Origin of the sequence: Sinorhizobium numidicum (genome assembly GCF_029892045.1) — a bacterium.
Classification (GTDB): Bacteria; Pseudomonadota; Alphaproteobacteria; order Rhizobiales; family Rhizobiaceae; genus Sinorhizobium; species Sinorhizobium numidicum.
Window position 1 is genome coordinate 3,540,887 of the sequence record NZ_CP120368.1, and the last position, 14,617, is coordinate 3,555,503.

At 62.1% G+C, this 14,617-nt stretch carries 17 protein-coding genes; 14 read left to right on the forward strand and 3 right to left on the reverse strand.

What is annotated here, in order from left to right:
* Positions 1 to 100 precede the first annotated feature (100 nt).
* From rplU to PYH37_RS28205, 4 genes are all read left to right on the forward strand, one after another.
* The gene (gene rplU, locus PYH37_RS28190) at positions 101 to 475 is read left to right on the forward strand and encodes a 50S ribosomal protein L21 (RefSeq protein WP_280734781.1); all 375 of its coding nucleotides are present in this window, start codon (positions 101 to 103) and stop codon (positions 473 to 475) included.
* 33 nt (positions 476 to 508) lie between these two features.
* Positions 509 to 778, forward strand: a complete 270-nt coding sequence (gene rpmA / locus PYH37_RS28195; RefSeq protein WP_026620081.1) for a 50S ribosomal protein L27 — start codon at positions 509 to 511, stop codon at positions 776 to 778.
* A gap of 130 nt (positions 779 to 908) precedes the next feature.
* Entirely contained in the window at positions 909 to 1,541 is a 633-nt protein-coding gene (locus tag PYH37_RS28200; RefSeq protein ID WP_280734782.1) for a GNAT family N-acetyltransferase, read from the forward strand.
* Entirely contained in the window at positions 1,538 to 2,122 is a 585-nt protein-coding gene (locus PYH37_RS28205) for a GNAT family N-acetyltransferase (RefSeq protein WP_280734783.1), read from the forward strand. Before PYH37_RS28200 ends, PYH37_RS28205 begins: the two co-directional genes overlap by 4 nt.
* 41 nt (positions 2,123 to 2,163) lie before the next feature.
* On the opposite strand, the gene PYH37_RS28210 is transcribed toward PYH37_RS28205, so the two are convergent.
* Positions 2,164 to 3,024, reverse strand: a complete 861-nt coding sequence (locus PYH37_RS28210; RefSeq protein WP_280734785.1) for an endonuclease/exonuclease/phosphatase family protein — start codon at positions 3,022 to 3,024, stop codon at positions 2,164 to 2,166.
* A gap of 78 nt (positions 3,025 to 3,102) precedes the next feature.
* On the opposite strand from PYH37_RS28210, the gene obgE reads away from it, so the two are divergent.
* The 10 genes from obgE to PYH37_RS28260 all read left to right on the forward strand — a co-directional run bounded on the left by obgE (position 3,103) and on the right by PYH37_RS28260 (position 13,543).
* Entirely contained in the window at positions 3,103 to 4,113 is a 1,011-nt protein-coding gene (gene obgE / locus PYH37_RS28215) for a GTPase ObgE (protein ID WP_280734786.1), read from the forward strand.
* Position 4,114: 1 nt separating this feature from the next.
* Positions 4,115 to 5,311: a glutamate 5-kinase gene (proB, locus tag PYH37_RS28220; protein WP_280734787.1), complete on the forward strand. Its 1,197-nt coding sequence runs from the start codon at positions 4,115 to 4,117 to the stop codon at positions 5,309 to 5,311.
* The gene (locus PYH37_RS28225) at positions 5,304 to 6,587 is read left to right on the forward strand and encodes a glutamate-5-semialdehyde dehydrogenase (RefSeq protein ID WP_280734788.1); all 1,284 of its coding nucleotides are present in this window, start codon (positions 5,304 to 5,306) and stop codon (positions 6,585 to 6,587) included. Before proB ends, PYH37_RS28225 begins: the two co-directional genes overlap by 8 nt.
* Positions 6,588 to 6,643: 56 nt before the next feature.
* Positions 6,644 to 7,210 carry a nicotinate-nucleotide adenylyltransferase gene (locus PYH37_RS28230; protein ID WP_280735994.1) on the forward strand — a complete coding sequence of 189 codons (567 nt, stop codon included), beginning with the start codon at positions 6,644 to 6,646 and terminating at the stop codon, positions 7,208 to 7,210.
* A 182-nt stretch (positions 7,211 to 7,392) separates the two neighbouring features.
* Entirely contained in the window at positions 7,393 to 7,839 is a 447-nt protein-coding gene (gene rsfS / locus PYH37_RS28235; protein ID WP_280734789.1) for a ribosome silencing factor, read from the forward strand.
* 160 nt (positions 7,840 to 7,999) lie between these two features.
* Positions 8,000 to 8,482, forward strand: a complete 483-nt coding sequence (rlmH, locus tag PYH37_RS28240) for a 23S rRNA (pseudouridine(1915)-N(3))-methyltransferase RlmH (RefSeq protein ID WP_280734790.1) — start codon at positions 8,000 to 8,002, stop codon at positions 8,480 to 8,482.
* A gap of 175 nt (positions 8,483 to 8,657) precedes the next feature.
* Positions 8,658 to 10,055, forward strand: coding sequence for a murein hydrolase activator EnvC family protein (locus PYH37_RS28245; RefSeq protein WP_280735995.1), 1,398 nt, complete (start codon positions 8,658 to 8,660; stop codon positions 10,053 to 10,055).
* Entirely contained in the window at positions 10,045 to 11,367 is a 1,323-nt protein-coding gene (locus PYH37_RS28250; protein ID WP_280734791.1) for a S41 family peptidase, read from the forward strand. The genes PYH37_RS28245 and PYH37_RS28250 overlap by 11 nt, the downstream gene beginning before the upstream one ends.
* A 184-nt stretch (positions 11,368 to 11,551) precedes the next feature.
* Positions 11,552 to 12,769, forward strand: a complete 1,218-nt coding sequence (locus PYH37_RS28255) for a divergent polysaccharide deacetylase family protein (RefSeq protein WP_280734792.1) — start codon at positions 11,552 to 11,554, stop codon at positions 12,767 to 12,769.
* Positions 12,770 to 13,015: 246 nt separating this feature from the next.
* The gene (locus tag PYH37_RS28260; RefSeq protein WP_280734793.1) at positions 13,016 to 13,543 is read left to right on the forward strand and encodes an RNA pyrophosphohydrolase; all 528 of its coding nucleotides are present in this window, start codon (positions 13,016 to 13,018) and stop codon (positions 13,541 to 13,543) included.
* Between the two features lie 204 nt (positions 13,544 to 13,747).
* On the opposite strand, the gene bfr is transcribed toward PYH37_RS28260, so the two are convergent.
* Both bfr and PYH37_RS28270 read right to left on the reverse strand, forming a co-directional pair.
* Positions 13,748 to 14,233 carry a bacterioferritin gene (bfr, locus tag PYH37_RS28265; protein ID WP_280734795.1) on the reverse strand — a complete coding sequence of 162 codons (486 nt, stop codon included), beginning with the start codon at positions 14,231 to 14,233 and terminating at the stop codon, positions 13,748 to 13,750.
* A complete protein-coding gene (locus PYH37_RS28270) occupies positions 14,199 to 14,594 on the reverse strand; it encodes a (2Fe-2S)-binding protein (protein WP_425336145.1) in 396 nt (131 codons plus the stop codon). The genes bfr and PYH37_RS28270 overlap by 35 nt, the downstream gene beginning before the upstream one ends.
* Positions 14,595 to 14,617: the final 23 nt, after the last annotated feature.

The window sequence follows — 14,617 nt, forward strand, 5'->3', positions numbered from 1 at the left end:
TCAAGGGGTCTCCCGAAGCGCTCTGCTCAACCATCGACTGATAAAAAGACGGCCTTGCTGTTTCAAGCAAAGAGCCGGACCGAACATGAAAGGATAACGAATGTTCGCAGTCATCAAGACCGGCGGTAAACAATACCGCGTGGCGGCCGACGACGTCATCACCATCGAAAAGCTGGAAGGCGTTGCTGGCGACAAGATTGAATTCACCGAGATCCTGATGGTCGGCGTCGGCGCCGATGCCACCATCGGCGCTCCGTTTGTCGAAGGTGCCGTCGTCAGCGCCGAAGTTGTGGACCAGGGCCGCGCCAAGAAGGTCATCGCCTTCAAGAAGCGCCGCCGCCAGAACTCCAAGCGTTCGCGCGGCCATCGCCAGCATCAGACGACCGTCCGCATCCTGGACATCGCTGCTGCCGGCGGCAAGGCGAAGAAGTCTTCGAAGAAGACCGAAGCCGCCGCTGAAGCTGCTGCAAACTGAGTTCCGGGATCGAAGGTTTAAAGGAGAACACCAATGGCACACAAGAAAGCTGGCGGTTCGTCGCGCAACGGTCGCGATTCTGAGTCCAAGCGCCTTGGCGTGAAGAAGTTCGGCGGCGAAGCCGTCATTCCAGGCAACATCATCGTGCGCCAGCGCGGCACGAAGTGGCACGCGGGCGCCAATGTCGGCCTCGGCAAGGACCATACGATTTTTGCGCTTACGGCAGGTAACGTGGACTTCCGTACGAAGGCCAATGGTCGCGTGTACGTGTCTGTAATGCCGAAAGCGGAAGCAGCGGAATAAGCCGGTAGCGCTCTAAAACAGCCGGCGTCTCATCGACCCGGCTGACGCACCGCAAGGTTCAAAAGCCAGACTTCAAAGGGGAGATGGGGCAATACCCAACTCCCCTTTTCTCGTCTCTGGAGGATGAACCATGCAAACCGAGCTGTTGAGGGAAGACCAATCACGGTCTCCCGAACAAAGGCTGAGGCCTCAGCGGTCAAGGACCGATTGCCCGATATTGTTATCGCCCCGGCTCGTTCTGCGCGCGCCCCACGAAGACGATATCGACGCCCTTGCCCATCTTGCCAATAACGCCAATATCGCCACGATGGTCTCGCGCATGCCGCACCCCTACACCACGGCGGACGCGGCCGATTTCGTGCGACGCGCGAAAGCCGGCACGATTGGCAAGTGCGTCTACGCGATCACCAAAGCGGACAATGGCGCATTTCTGGGCTGCTGCGGCATCGAGCCGCATCCCGACGGCAAGACGGCGGAGCTCGGTTACTGGTTGGGCGAACCCTACTGGAACCAGGGCTACGCCACCGAAGCGGCGCAGGCGCTGACCGACATGGGCTTCCGCACCCGCGACATCGATCAGATCGATGCACGCTGCCGCGTCATGAACATCGCCTCGCGTCGAGTCATCCAGAAGTGCGGCTTCCAGTTCCAGGGCTCGGGCATGATCGACAGCCTGGCGCTCGGCGGCATGGTCGCTGTCGAATGGTACCGGCTCGACCGCAAGACCTGGGTTTCGCTGAGAAGCTGGGGAGGCACGCGATGAATGCGCTCGTTTCCGAACGGTCGCGGATCGCCGTCCGCCCCAATCCCGGCCCCTGCCCCATCATCGAAACCGAGCGGCTGCGGCTCCGGCCGCACCGCCTCGCTGACGCGCAGGCGATCGCCGAGTCGCTTGGCGACTTCCAGGTGGCTCGGATGCTGGCACGGGTGCCCGCACCCTATCACCAGCAGGATGCGCTCGACTGGCTGAACCGCCAGGCCGCCAACGTCCTGCCGGATTGGACGCTCGCCATCACCACCGGCGACGACGTCCATATCGGCTGCGTTGGTATCGAGCTTAGGTACGGCCAGTGGCATGTCGGCTACTGGCTGAACCGGTTCTATTGGGGCAAGGGGCTGGCGAGCGAAGCGGTTTACGCCGCGGTCGAACGCTTCTTCCGCCGCATGCCGGACGCGGTGCTGCATTCGGGCGTCTTCGCCGATAATCCGGCCTCGCTCAAGGTGCAGGAGAAGCTTGGCTTCAAGGTCACCGGCTGCAGCCAGATCTACGCGCTCGCCCGGAGCGCGATGGTCGCGCATATAGAGACGCGGCTAGCGGCAGCGGACCTGCGGCGGCCGGCCTGACGATAGCCTCCGCCAAAACTTTGCTTTGGCGGAGGCATGATTCAATGGAGTTCAATACCGACGGGCAAATGGTCGGATCCGGTGGCGTCGTAATCGGTCCAGGCGTCCTTGAGGCGGGAGACAAGACCGGCACTGAGAAAGCAATAGTCGAGATGCAGGCGCCTTTCGGGATCGTCCGGATCAATCCAGCTATAGCTTTCCGGTGTCAACCGGCCGAGATGGGCAAGCGCGTCGACCGGATTGCCGACGCGGAGCGACCGCCCGTAAAAGGCATCGGAAGTCCCGGTCATGACATTGTATTCGGGCGATTCCGGCTCCATGTTGAAGTCGCCCATGACCACGAAGTCTTCCGGATGCGGCGGTTCGGCAAAGCCGAAATCGGCAGCGCCGGAAATGGCGCCACCCTCCAGCGGATAGTTGACGAGCCGCTGCTTCAGACACTCGATCTGGGCGATGCGCTCGGCCGGCAGGACATGGTCGAGATGGACGGAGTAGACACGCAATGGGCCGGTGGGGGTGGCGACCAGCGCTTCCGTCGCGCCCCGCTGCAGGTTCATGGGGCTGACCGTTCGGGTGCGCGGCAGCATGATCAGCCGCGTCGAAAGGATCGGCCAGCGCGAAAGGATCATGTTGCCGAACTGAAAGCGGCGGTTGACGGCACGGCCGTTTTCGATCGACGAGCCGGCATCGATGTCGCAGGGCGCGTGAAAGACGGAAAAATAGCCGGGAAGCAACTCTGCGAGGGCCGAGACGAGATCGGCATTGCCGTTGCGGTGGAAGTTGCGCGTCACCTCCTGCAGGGCGATGATATCGGCTTCGCGAACAGAGGCGGCAATCCGCTCCGGGTCGAAGCGCCGGTCGAGACCGATGCCGTATTGAATATTGTAGCTTACGAAGCGCACGATAGTCTTTGACCTCCAAGGTAACCGCCTATATCGATGGCGGCAAAATAGCCGATACAGAAAACAGATGGCAGCCAGATGAAATTTCTCGATGAAGCAAAAGTCTATATCCGGTCAGGAGATGGCGGCTCAGGTGCCGTCTCCTTCCGCCGCGAGAAGTTTATCGAGTTCGGCGGCCCGGATGGCGGCGACGGCGGCCGCGGCGGCGATGTCTGGGTCGAGGCCGTCAACGGTCTCAACACATTGATCGACTTTCGCTATCAGCAGCATTTCAAGGCCAAGACCGGCATGCACGGCATGGGCCGCAATCGCACGGGCGCTGGCGGCGCCGACGTGACGCTGAAGGTCCCGGTCGGCACGCAGATCTTCGAGGAAGACAACGAAACGCTGATCATCGACATGGTGACCGAGGGCCAGCGCTACCGGCTCGCCGCCGGCGGCAATGGCGGTTTCGGCAATGCCCACTTCAAGTCTTCGACCAACCAGGCGCCGAACTGGGCCAATCCGGGCCTCGAGGGCGAGGAAAAGACCATCTGGCTCAGGCTGAAGCTGATTGCCGACGCCGGCCTCGTCGGCCTGCCGAATGCCGGCAAATCGACCTTTCTCGCCGCCTGCACCCGTGCGCGGCCGAAGATCGCCAACTATCCCTTCACGACGCTTCATCCCAACCTTGGTGTTGCGACCGTCGACGGCCAGGAGTTCATCATCGCCGACATTCCAGGCCTGATCGAAGGCGCCCATGAGGGCGTCGGCATCGGCGATCGTTTCCTCGGCCATGTCGAGCGCACGCGCGTGCTGCTGCATCTGGTTTCCGCGCAGGAGGAGGACGTTGCGAAAGCTTACAAGACCGTGAAGCACGAGTTGGAAGCCTATGGCGGCGGATTGGAGGACAAGCCGCAGATTGTGGCGCTGGCGCAGATTGACGTCCTGGACGACGAAGAGCTGAAGGTGAAGTCGAAGGCACTGGCCAAGGCTTGCGGCGCGCCGCCGCTGTTGATCTCCGCCGTTACCAACAAAGGCATGACGGAGGCGCTGCGAGCGCTTCGCAGCGTCATCTCCGCCGCCAAGTCCGGCGAGGAAAAGGCCTGAGATGACAACGACCCGCAAAGCCCTGCAAAAGTACCGTCGGATCGTTATCAAGATCGGCTCGGCCCTGCTCGTTGACCGCAAGACGGGCCTCAGGAAAGCCTGGCTCGACGCCATGTGCGCCGATATCGCCGCGCTCAAGGCGAAGGGCGTGGAAGTGCTCGTCGTCTCCTCGGGCGCCATTGCGCTCGGCCGCACCGTTCTCGACCTGCCGGCAGGCGCCTTGAAGCTTGAGGAAAGCCAAGCGGCCGCAGCCGTCGGCCAGATCGCACTGGCGCGCGCCTGGTCGGAAAGCCTCTCCAGCGGCGCCATCATTGCGGGTCAGGTCCTGCTGACGCTCGGCGACACGGAAGAGCGCCGCCGCTACCTCAACGCCCGCGCGACGATCAGCCAGTTGCTGAAGCTCGGTTCGGTGCCGATCATCAACGAAAACGACACGGTCGCGACCACCGAGATCCGCTATGGCGACAACGACCGCCTCGCCGCCCGGGTGGCGACGATGGTCGGGGCCGATCTTCTCGTCCTGCTCTCGGACATCGACGGCCTCTACACCGCGCCGCCGCATCTTGATCCCGACGCCCGCTTCCTCGAGACGATTGCAGAGATCACCCCGGAAATCGAGGCTATGGCCGGTGGGGCCGCGTCGGAGCTTTCGCGCGGCGGCATGCGCACCAAGATCGACGCCGGCAAGATCGCCACCACTGCGGGCTGCGCGATGATCATCGCCTCGGGCAAGCCGGAACATCCGCTCGCCGCGATAGAGGCCGGCGCTCGTTCGTCCTGGTTCGCCCCCTCCGGTTCGCCCGTCACTGCGCGCAAGACCTGGATCGCCGGGCAGTTGCTGCCGGCGGGCTCGCTCACGATCGATGCTGGAGCGGAGACCGCCTTGCGGTCCGGCAAGAGCCTGCTGCCGGCCGGTGTCCGCCAGGTGACGGGCGCATTCAGCCGCGGCGACACGATCGCGATCCTCGGCGCCTCCGGCCGCGAGATCGCCCGCGGGCTCGCCGGCTACGATGCCGACGAAGCGCGCCAGATCGCAGGCAAGAAATCAGCCGAAATCGCCGCGATCCTCGGCTATGCCGGTCGAGCCGCCATGGTGCATCGCGATGATATGGTGATGACGGCGCCAGCCGGCGTGCGCCCAGAAGACGGAAGACCGGAAGACGGAAGCGACGAGAGGAAGGGCGAGGTCCATGCTTGACACGGTCGAGAACGGCAAGGAGGTCAACGCGATCATGCTGGAAATCGGCCGCCGCGCCAAGGCTGCCAGCCGGCCGCTCGCCATCGCGAGCGCCGAGCGCAAGCATGCAGCCCTGATCGCCATGGCAAGCGCCATCGTCGCAAGCACCGAGGCAATCCTGGCCGCCAATGCGATCGATCTGGAAAACGCCCGTGAGACCGGTGTCGCGACGGCCTTCATCGACCGGCTGACGCTGACGGGCGACCGGATCCGTGACATGGCGGACGGCATTCGCGCGATCGCCGAATTCAAGGATCCTATCGGCGACGTGATCGCCGAATGGGACCGCCCGAACGGGCTGCACATCGAACGGGTGCGCACGCCGCTCGGCGTCATCGGCGTGATCTATGAGAGCCGCCCCAATGTCACGGCGGACGCCGGCGCGCTTTGCCTTAAGGCGGGCAATGCGGTGATCCTGCGCGGCGGCTCCGACAGCTTCCATTCGTCGCGGGCGATCCATGCCTGCCTCGTCGAAGGACTGAAGGCGGCGGGACTGCCGGAACACGCGATTCAAATGGTGCCGGTCGCCGACCGCGCCGCCGTCGGCGCCATGCTTTCCGGTCTCGACGCGGCGATCGACGTGATCGTGCCGCGCGGCGGAAAAAGTCTCGTCGCCCGCGTGCAGAACGAGGCACGGGTGCCGGTCTTCGCCCATCTGGAGGGCCTTTGCCACATCTATGTCGATGCCTCCGCCGACCTCGACATGGCGAAAAATATCGTCGTCAATGCCAAGATGCGCCGCACCGGCATCTGCGGCGCAGCCGAAACGCTGCTGATCGACCGAAACGCCGCCGCCCGGCTGGCAAAGCCGCTGCTGCAGGCGCTCGCCGACGCGGGTTGCGAGGTGCGGGTTTCGGAAGAGCTGAAGGATCTGCTGCCCGGCTTAAAGCCGGCAAGTCCTGAGGATTGGGCGACCGAATATCTCGATGCGATCATTTCGGCAAAACTCGTCGACGGCATTTCCGGCGCCATCGAGCACATTGATAGCTGGTCTTCCGCCCACACGGAGGCCGTCATTGCCGAAGATCCCGCCGTTGTCGAGCGCTTCTTCGCGGAAATCGATTCCGCCATTCTCCTGCACAATGCTTCGACGCAGTTCGCCGATGGCGGCGAGTTCGGCATGGGCGGCGAGATCGGCATCGCCACCGGCAAGATGCATGCGCGCGGGCCCGTCGGCGTCGAACAGTTGACATCGTTCAAATACCGCGTGCGCGGCACGGGGCAGGTGCGGCCCTGAACAGGCTCACCGAAGTGAATGCGCACTATCTGCGCATGCCGCATGTCGAAAGCGGCATGACCGTCGGCCTGTTCGGCGGTTCCTTCAATCCACCCCATGAAGGCCATGTCCTCGTTGCCGATACGGCGCTGCGCAAGCTCGGGCTCGATCAGCTCTGGTGGATAGTGACACCGGGCAACCCGTTGAAAGACCAGAATAATCTGGCGCCGCTGGCGGAGCGGATCGCGCTCAGCGAAAAAATCGCCATCAATCCGCGCATCAAGGTCACCGCCTTCGAGCAGGCGCTCGGCCAGAGCTATACCGCCCGCACTCTCGAAATCGTCCGGGCCCGCAATCGCGATGTGCGCTTCGTCTGGATCATGGGGGCGGACAATCTCATGAACTTTCACCGCTGGCAGAATTGGCGCCGAATTGTCTGCATGTTCCCGATCGCGGTGATCGACCGGCCGGGTTCGACGCTCGCCTATCTGTCCTCTCGCATGGCACGGACTTTCGGCTATGCGCGCATCGACGAAGACCATGCACCGGCTCTCCCCTTCCGTCGGGCGCCGGCCTGGACTTTCATTCACGGACCCCGCTCTCCGCTAAGCTCGACGGCGCTTCGTTCGGCCAAATCCGGGTGAATTCCCATGATTCACGTCTCGTGTCTTGAAACTGCACTGGTTTGGTGCCTACATTTACGGACGGTTCGACGCTATTGCATGGTTCCTTAGATCGATTGAGGGTTAAACCATGCAGCAGTTCAAAGTGTTACAGCGACTTTTGTGCGTCTGAAACGGCGCACGCTGTAAATTTCGAATCGGACGTGCTTGTTCTGTTCATTTGGAAAGGAAAAACCCTGACAACAGCACACGCCAAGGGATATGCGATTGCCGCATTCCCGCGCAGCACGGAAGAAAGCGACGAAGCCGCTGTCCGTGCGCTTCAACTGGTCCTCGAAAGCCTAGAGGACTCGAAGGCAGAAAATATCGTTACCATCAATATTGCCGGAAAATCGGCGCTGGGAGACTTCATGGTCGTCGTCTCCGGGCGATCGAACAGGCATGTGATGGCGATTGCCGACCACTTGATCACGGACCTGAAGGACGATGGCCTTGGCAGGGCCCGCGTGGAAGGTCTTGAGAGTGGTGACTGGGTGCTGATCGATACCGGCGATGTGATCGTTCACATCTTCCGGCCCGAGATCCGGGAGTTCTACAACATCGAAAAGATGTGGGCCGCCCCGGAGATCGAGGACAGCACCCTGCACTGAGACGCGCCGCCCGTACCTGACCCATAACCTCGGTACGGAGCGACGACCGGTGCCGGATTGAAATGCGGCTGTCATTGCCCGAGCGGGCCGATGGCAGCGAGAATGGGTTTTGCCGATCGAAATCCTTGTCGATCTGGCGCCGGTGGGGACATAACGGCTCATGCGTATCGGGCTTTTCGCAGTCGGCCGCCTGAAGGCGGGGCCGGAAAAGGATCTCGCGGCCCGCTATTTCGATCGTTTTGCCAGGGCGGGGCCGGCCGTGGGCCTCGAACTCGCTCGCGTTGTAGAAGTTAACGAGAGCCGCGCGGCCAACGCGGAGACGCGCAAGCGCGAGGAAGCGGCCCAGCTTGAAAAGGCGCTTGCTGACGGCAGTCTTCTCGTCCTGCTCGACGAACGTGGCAAGGCGGTCGATTCGGAAGGCTTCGCTTCCCTGCTCGGGACGTTCAGGGACAGCGGCAAGCGCGACCTGATGATCGCGATCGGCGGCGCCGATGGGCTCGATCCGGGGCTCCATGCGCACGCCGACGCCGTGCTGTGCCTCGGCAAGATGACATGGCCGCACCAGCTTGTGCGCATCCTCATCGCCGAACAGCTCTATCGCGCCGTGACGATCCTATCGGGCCATCCCTATCATCGGGCCTGAACCCCACCTACAGCACCGTGCGCCTTTTCAGACGCACAAAGGTCGCTGTAGCAGCGAGCGATAACGAGAATATGTATTGGTGGGCTTCGCCAAATCAGATTAGGCTTTGCTCACTTATTTCGCAGACCCACGAGACAGCATGACGCGCGCGAGGAAAAAAGCCGAATTGAGCCGGATGAGGTCTGCCGCGCGGCGGATCGGCCGGCGCACGGCATTGGCAGCGGTTCTTCTGTCGATCGTCACCCCGGCCCTGGCCCAGGATGCGGCTGTCGACGCAGCTCCCGGTGCAGCCGCGACGCAACAGGGTCCGCCCGACCCGGCAGCCAACCTGGCGCTCCGGCGCGACAGCACGCGCAGTGAGCTCGAGGCGCTGTCGAAGACGATTACGCTATCGCGTGAGCGCGCCGAGGCTCTCGAGCAGACGATCGCCGACATTGACAAGAGCAACGAGGCGTTGCGCGCCGCAATCATCGATTCGGCAAAGAAGCGGCAAGGGCTCGAGCAGCAGATTGCCGACGGCGAAAAGAAGCTCCGCGACCTGCGCGTCAAGGAGGACGTGGTGCGGGGCTCGCTCAGAGCCCGGCGTGGCCTGCTTGCCGAGGTGCTCGCCGCACTGCAGCGCATGGGCCGAAATCCGCCGCCGGCGATCCTGGTGAAGCCGGAAGACGCATTGGCCTCGGTCCGCAGCGCCATCCTGCTCGGCGCGGTGGTTCCCGAAATACGCGAGCAAACCGACAGCCTCGTCGCCGACCTGAAGGCGCTCGCCGAGATCCGCAGCGGTATCGCCGGCCAGCGCGAAGAACTGACCGCAGCGATGACCGCCAATCTCGAAGAAGAGCGCCGCATGTCGATGCTGGTCGCCGAAAAGGAGAAATTGCGCCGGCAGAACGCAACCGAACTCGCGGCGGAAGAGCGCAAGGCCGAAGAGCTGGCGCTGCAGGCGACCAATCTCGAAGGGCTGATCTCATCCCTCGAGAACGAGATTTCCTCGGTACGCGATGCGGCCGCGGCTGCGCGCGCGCAGGAGGAGGAGCGGCTGCGGATGAGCGAGGCCGAACGGGAAGCGGCACGCGAGCTCGCCCGCAGCGCGGTGCCCGACAAAAACCGCATTGCCCCCGCATACGTCTTTTCTGAGCTGCGGGGCCGGCTCGCCTATCCCGTCGCGGGATCGCTCCTGCGGCAGTTTGGTGATGCGGACGGCACCGGGCACTCGCTGCAGGGGGCCATGCTGGAGACCAATGCAGGCGCGCTGGTGACCACGCCGGCCGACGGATGGATCGTCTATGCCGGCAGTTTCCGCAGCTACGGGCAGATGATCATTCTCAATCCGGGCGACGGCTATCACATCGTGCTGTCCGGGATGGAAAATGTCAGCGTCCGACCCGGGCAATTCGTCGTCGCAGGCGAGCCCTTGGCGACGATGGGTGCAAAAAGAGTCGCGAGTGCGGCGGCCTTGGCGCTGGAAACGGACAGGCCAACGCTTTACATTGAATTCCGAAAAGACGGGAAACCGGTTGATTCCCGACCGTGGTGGACCGCAGCAGAGGTTGGAAAGGCGCGAAATGATACGTAGAGCTTCACTTGTTCTGGTCGGGGCGCTGATGGGTGCGACTGCGATGGGCGTCGTCTATTCGGCAACCATGCCGGCCGTGGCGGCCAATTCGTCGACATACCGCGAACTGGCAATTTTTGGCGACGTGTTCGAGCGCGTGCGCGCGCAATACGTGACGCCGCCGCAGGACGACAAGCTGATCGAGAATGCCATCAACGGCATGCTCTCCTCGCTTGATCCGCATTCGAGCTACATGAATTCGGCCGATGCGGAGGATATGCGCACCCAGACGCGCGGCGAATTCGGCGGCCTCGGCATCGAGGTCACGATGGAAGAGGATCTCGTCAAGGTGACGAGCCCGATCGACGATACCCCTGCCGCCCGCGCCGGCGTGCTCGCAGGCGATTTCATCTCGAAGATCGACGGACAGGATGTTCGCGGCCTGAAGCTCGAGGAAGCGGTCGACAAGATGCGTGGTGCCGTTGGCACGCCGATCAAACTGACCATTCTTCGCAAGGGCGCGGAAAAGCCGATCGAACTGACGATCGTGCGCGACGTGATCGCGGTACGTGCGGTCAAGGTCCGCACCGAGGGTGATGTCGGCTATCTCAGGGTGATCTCCTTTACCGAGAAGACCTTCGACGACCTGAAGAAAGGCATCGAGAAGATCAAGACGGAAGTTCCCGCCGACAAGCTCAAGGGCTATGTCCTTGACCTGCGCCTCAATCCGGGCGGTCTGCTCGATCAGGCGATCAACGTTTCGGATGCCTTCCTGGAGCGCGGCGAGGTCGTTTCGACCCGCGGCCGCAACCCGGACGAGACCCGCCGCTTCAATGCGACACCGGGCGATCTGAGCGATGGCAAGCCGGTTGTCGTGCTCGTCAACGGTGGCTCGGCATCGGCATCGGAAATCGTTGCGGGTGCTCTTCAGGATCTCAAGCGCGCGACCGTTCTCGGCACGCGTTCCTTCGGCAAGGGTTCCGTTCAGACGATCATTCCGATGGGCGAGGCCGGCGCGCTACGTCTGACGACGGCGCTCTATTACACGCCGTCCGGCAAGTCGATCCAAGGTACTGGCATTACGCCGGACATCAAGGTCGAGCAGCCGCTGCCGCCGGAACTCTTGGGCAAGGTGGAAGCACAGGGCGAGTCCGATCTGCGCGGCCATATCACGGGCCAGAACGAGACCGACGAGGGATCGGGTTCTGTTGCCTATGTGCCGCCGGAAACCAAGGATGATCTGCAGCTCAACTATGCGCTTGATCTGCTCCGTGGCAAGAAGACGGATCCGTCCTTCCCGGCCAGCCCCGAGCAGGCCGAACTCAAGAAGTAAATCCCCGTTGCGGTTCCGCGGACAGATCCGGGGAACCGCAACGGCACTTCAGACAAACAAAGGCGCCGGGCTGTTCAACCCGGCGCCTTTATATTATGCACGGCAATGCAGCCGAATCCGCTGATTCTTCGTACACGGCGCATTCCTCACCGGTAACTTTCCTTCAGGTCGACCGAGGCTCCATTTGGGAACCGATCTCAATGCCCCCCTTGGCCAAAGCCGAAAGGAGAGACCGGCGCGCAAATACGATCTGCGCCGAACGATCGGCTATTCCTCCCTCTGCATCTTTGCGCTCGCCATCATTGGCGTTTCGGGTTGGAGCGCCTTCTCACCTGACGGCCTGACCCGCGCGCCCGGCGCGCCGGATGGTTCCGAGACGACCATCGCTTCCTCCGGGCAGGCGGCACCCTTAGCTGAGCCCGGCCAACCGCGAGGGAACGGCGCCGCCTCGCTTCGTCCCAACGGGGCATTCTCCGGAGTCCATGTCGAGGAAATGCTGACCAATGACGGTGCGACGGTGACGAAATACACGCCGCGATCGCGCGAGAGCGATGGTCCGGCGCTGATCAGTACCGGATCGGCCCGAGGTCAGGATCCCCGCATGGCAGCGCTTCCGAACGAGCATCTGCTCGAGGACAGTCCGCAGGGCCGGCTGCCGATTGTCGGCCCGGACGGATCGCGGCCAATGGATCAATATGCGCGTCCCTGGTCCGGCGCGCGCGGCGTCCGCATCGGCCTTGTCGTCGGCGGATTGGGTCTCAGCCAGACGGGAACGCAGCGCGCGATAAATGAGCTGCCGCCGGAGGTGACGCTTGCCTTCGCTGCAGCCGGCAACAGCCTGCAGCGCTGGATGCAGGAAGCACGGCGCGACGGCCACGAGATCCTGTTGCAAATCCCGATGGAGCCGTTCGACTACCCGGACAACGACCCGGGTCCTCGGGCGCTTCGCGTCTCCCTGAGCGCGACAAAAAACCTGGCCGAATTGCACCGGAGCATGGGTGAGATCACCAATTACACCGGCATCATGAACTATCTCGGCGGTCGCTTCCTCTCCGAAGCCGACGCACTCGAACCGGTGATGCGCGACCTCGGTAAGCGGGGGCTGCTGTTCCTCGACGACGGCACCTCGGCGCAATCGCTCTCCGGGACCCTCGCCGGCGCCTTCGATGTGCCGCACGGCTACGCCGATCTCGTAGTCGACGGCGAGATCAGCCGCGGCGCGATCCTGCGCAAGCTTGATGAACTCGAGCGCATTGCGCGGCGCAACGGCGGCGCGATCGGCGTCGCTTCCGCCTTCGACGAAAGCGTCGAAACGATTGCAAAATGGATGGAGGAAGCCGGCGGCCGCGGCATCGAATTCGTCGGCGTTTCCGCACTCGTCAACGATCCGCAACAAAGATGAGTTACTGCATGTTCCGTTAAATCGGAGTCGATTTAACGATAAAAACATGCAGCAATTCAAAGTGCTACAGCGACCTTTGTGCGTCTGAAAGAGGCAGGCGCTGTAGGGGAGATGCAAGGGCTGATCTCAAACGTCTGGCTGTGAACCATTTTGCGTTCGCATCCGGCCGCTTACGCATCGGAACCGATCGGTGGGTGATCTCGGGTGATCAAAATCGCCGGATCCGGCCAAGGAAGGGAAGCAAGCATGAGCAAGGATAAAGGCAAGGTTGTGAAGGCGGAGGACCTGCCCTACCGGCCCTGCGTCGGTGTCATGGTCCTGAACCGCCAGGGCCTTGTCTGGGCCGGGCATCGGGTCGCCGTCGGCAATTCGGAATACGACGGTTCACCGCAGCGGTGGCAGATGCCGCAGGGCGGCATCGACAAAGATGAAGATCCGCTGAAGGCCGCCTATCGTGAACTCTATGAAGAAACCGGCATCCACTCGGTCTCGCTGCTCGCCGAGGCGCCGAACTGGATCAACTATGATCTGCCACCGCATCTCATCGGTATTGGTCTGAAGGGCAAGTACCGCGGCCAGACGCAGCGCTGGTACGCCTTCCGCTTCGAGGGCGATGAGAGCGAGATCGCCATCAACCCACCGCCAGGCGGCCATGATCCGGAATTCGATGCCTGGGAGTGGAAGCCGATACGCGAATTGCCGGAGTTGATCGTGCCCTTCAAGCGCAAGGTCTATGAAGAGGTCATTGCGGCTTTTTCCCATCTCATAAGCTGACCGCGGCCGGATCGATCGCGGCGCCGGCGGCAGGTCTCAGATGACAAGAAAACTCCGCGCGTTGGACGCGCGGTGTTGTAAATCTTTCAAATACAGCGCCGCGCGTCTTTTCAGACGCAAGGTCGCTGCAACGTTTGGAATTAATGCATAATTTTGTCCTTAAGCCGGATCCGATTTAGGGAATTATGCAGTGGGTCAGAAAATTCACTCGGCTTCGTCGGCAGGGGCGGCGTTGAGTTGGCCGTATTTTGCCTCGCCGATCTTTTTGAGCAGATCGAGCTGGGTTTCGAGGAAATCGATGTGGCTTTCCTCGTCGGCGAGCAGTTCCTCGAAGAGCTTCATGGAGACATAATCGCCGGCGGCGTGACAGACGTCGCGGGAATTCTTGTAGGCGCTGCGGGCGTCGTATTCGCCGGCGAGATCGGCTTCCAGAACTTCCTTAACGTTCTGCCCGATGCGCAAGGGTGCGACGGTCTGCAGATTGGGGTGGCCGTCGAGGAAGATGATGCGGTCGATGAGTTTGTCCGCGTGGTGCATTTCGTCGATGGATTCGGCACGCTCTTTCTTGGCCAGGAGTGTGTAGCCCCAGTTTTGGAGGAGACGGTAATGCAGCCAGTACTGATTAACCGCACCGAGTTCGAGAAAGAGCGCTTCGTTAAGCTGCTCGATGACCTTTATGTCGCCTTTCAAGATCCGCCCTCCGGTTTGCTTCGTGGAATTGTTTGAGGCGGGTCATGAAATCAAATATCTCGGCTTCCGTCGAGTCGCGACGGGCGTGATATTGCTCGGTGGTCCGGATGATGATGCCGACGACGTTGGGGAAGCAGCCACAGCAGCGGCCGCGTTTTTCCATCGCGTGGTAGACCTTCGCCGGCACGATCAACTGCCAACAGTCCTCGTCGAGAAGGCTGATGATCGTGTCTTCGATTTCTTTTTCACTGATGAAATTACAGCTGCAAACCAGCATCTCGTCTTGCCTGTGAAACGCAACGCCATGAATTATTTTTATAAAGCAAAAGAGGATATTTGCCGTCAAGAAAAAACTCCTCAGGGCGAATAGAGGCAGTGAGTTAG

Excerpts from the sequence above, each read along its gene's own strand:
- PYH37_RS28205 (WP_280734783.1), top strand. The coding sequence starts at position 1,538 with ATGAATGCGCTCGTTTCCGAACGGTCGCGGATCGCCGTCCGCCCCAAT.
- rpmA (WP_026620081.1), top strand. The coding sequence starts at position 509 with ATGGCACACAAGAAAGCTGGCGGTTCGTCGCGCAACGGTCGCGATTCT.
- PYH37_RS28230 (WP_280735994.1), top strand. The coding sequence starts at position 6,644 with ATGACCGTCGGCCTGTTCGGCGGTTCCTTCAATCCACCCCATGAAGGC.
- PYH37_RS28200 (WP_280734782.1), top strand. The coding sequence starts at position 909 with ATGCAAACCGAGCTGTTGAGGGAAGACCAATCACGGTCTCCCGAACAA.
- PYH37_RS28225 (WP_280734788.1), top strand. The coding sequence starts at position 5,304 with ATGCTTGACACGGTCGAGAACGGCAAGGAGGTCAACGCGATCATGCTG.
- rlmH (WP_280734790.1), top strand. The coding sequence starts at position 8,000 with ATGCGTATCGGGCTTTTCGCAGTCGGCCGCCTGAAGGCGGGGCCGGAA.
- obgE (WP_280734786.1), top strand. The coding sequence starts at position 3,103 with ATGAAATTTCTCGATGAAGCAAAAGTCTATATCCGGTCAGGAGATGGC.
- proB (WP_280734787.1), top strand. The coding sequence starts at position 4,115 with ATGACAACGACCCGCAAAGCCCTGCAAAAGTACCGTCGGATCGTTATC.
- rplU (WP_280734781.1), top strand. The coding sequence starts at position 101 with ATGTTCGCAGTCATCAAGACCGGCGGTAAACAATACCGCGTGGCGGCC.
- PYH37_RS28260 (WP_280734793.1), top strand. The coding sequence starts at position 13,016 with ATGAGCAAGGATAAAGGCAAGGTTGTGAAGGCGGAGGACCTGCCCTAC.
- PYH37_RS28250 (WP_280734791.1), top strand. The coding sequence starts at position 10,045 with ATGATACGTAGAGCTTCACTTGTTCTGGTCGGGGCGCTGATGGGTGCG.
- PYH37_RS28245 (WP_280735995.1), top strand. The coding sequence starts at position 8,658 with ATGAGGTCTGCCGCGCGGCGGATCGGCCGGCGCACGGCATTGGCAGCG.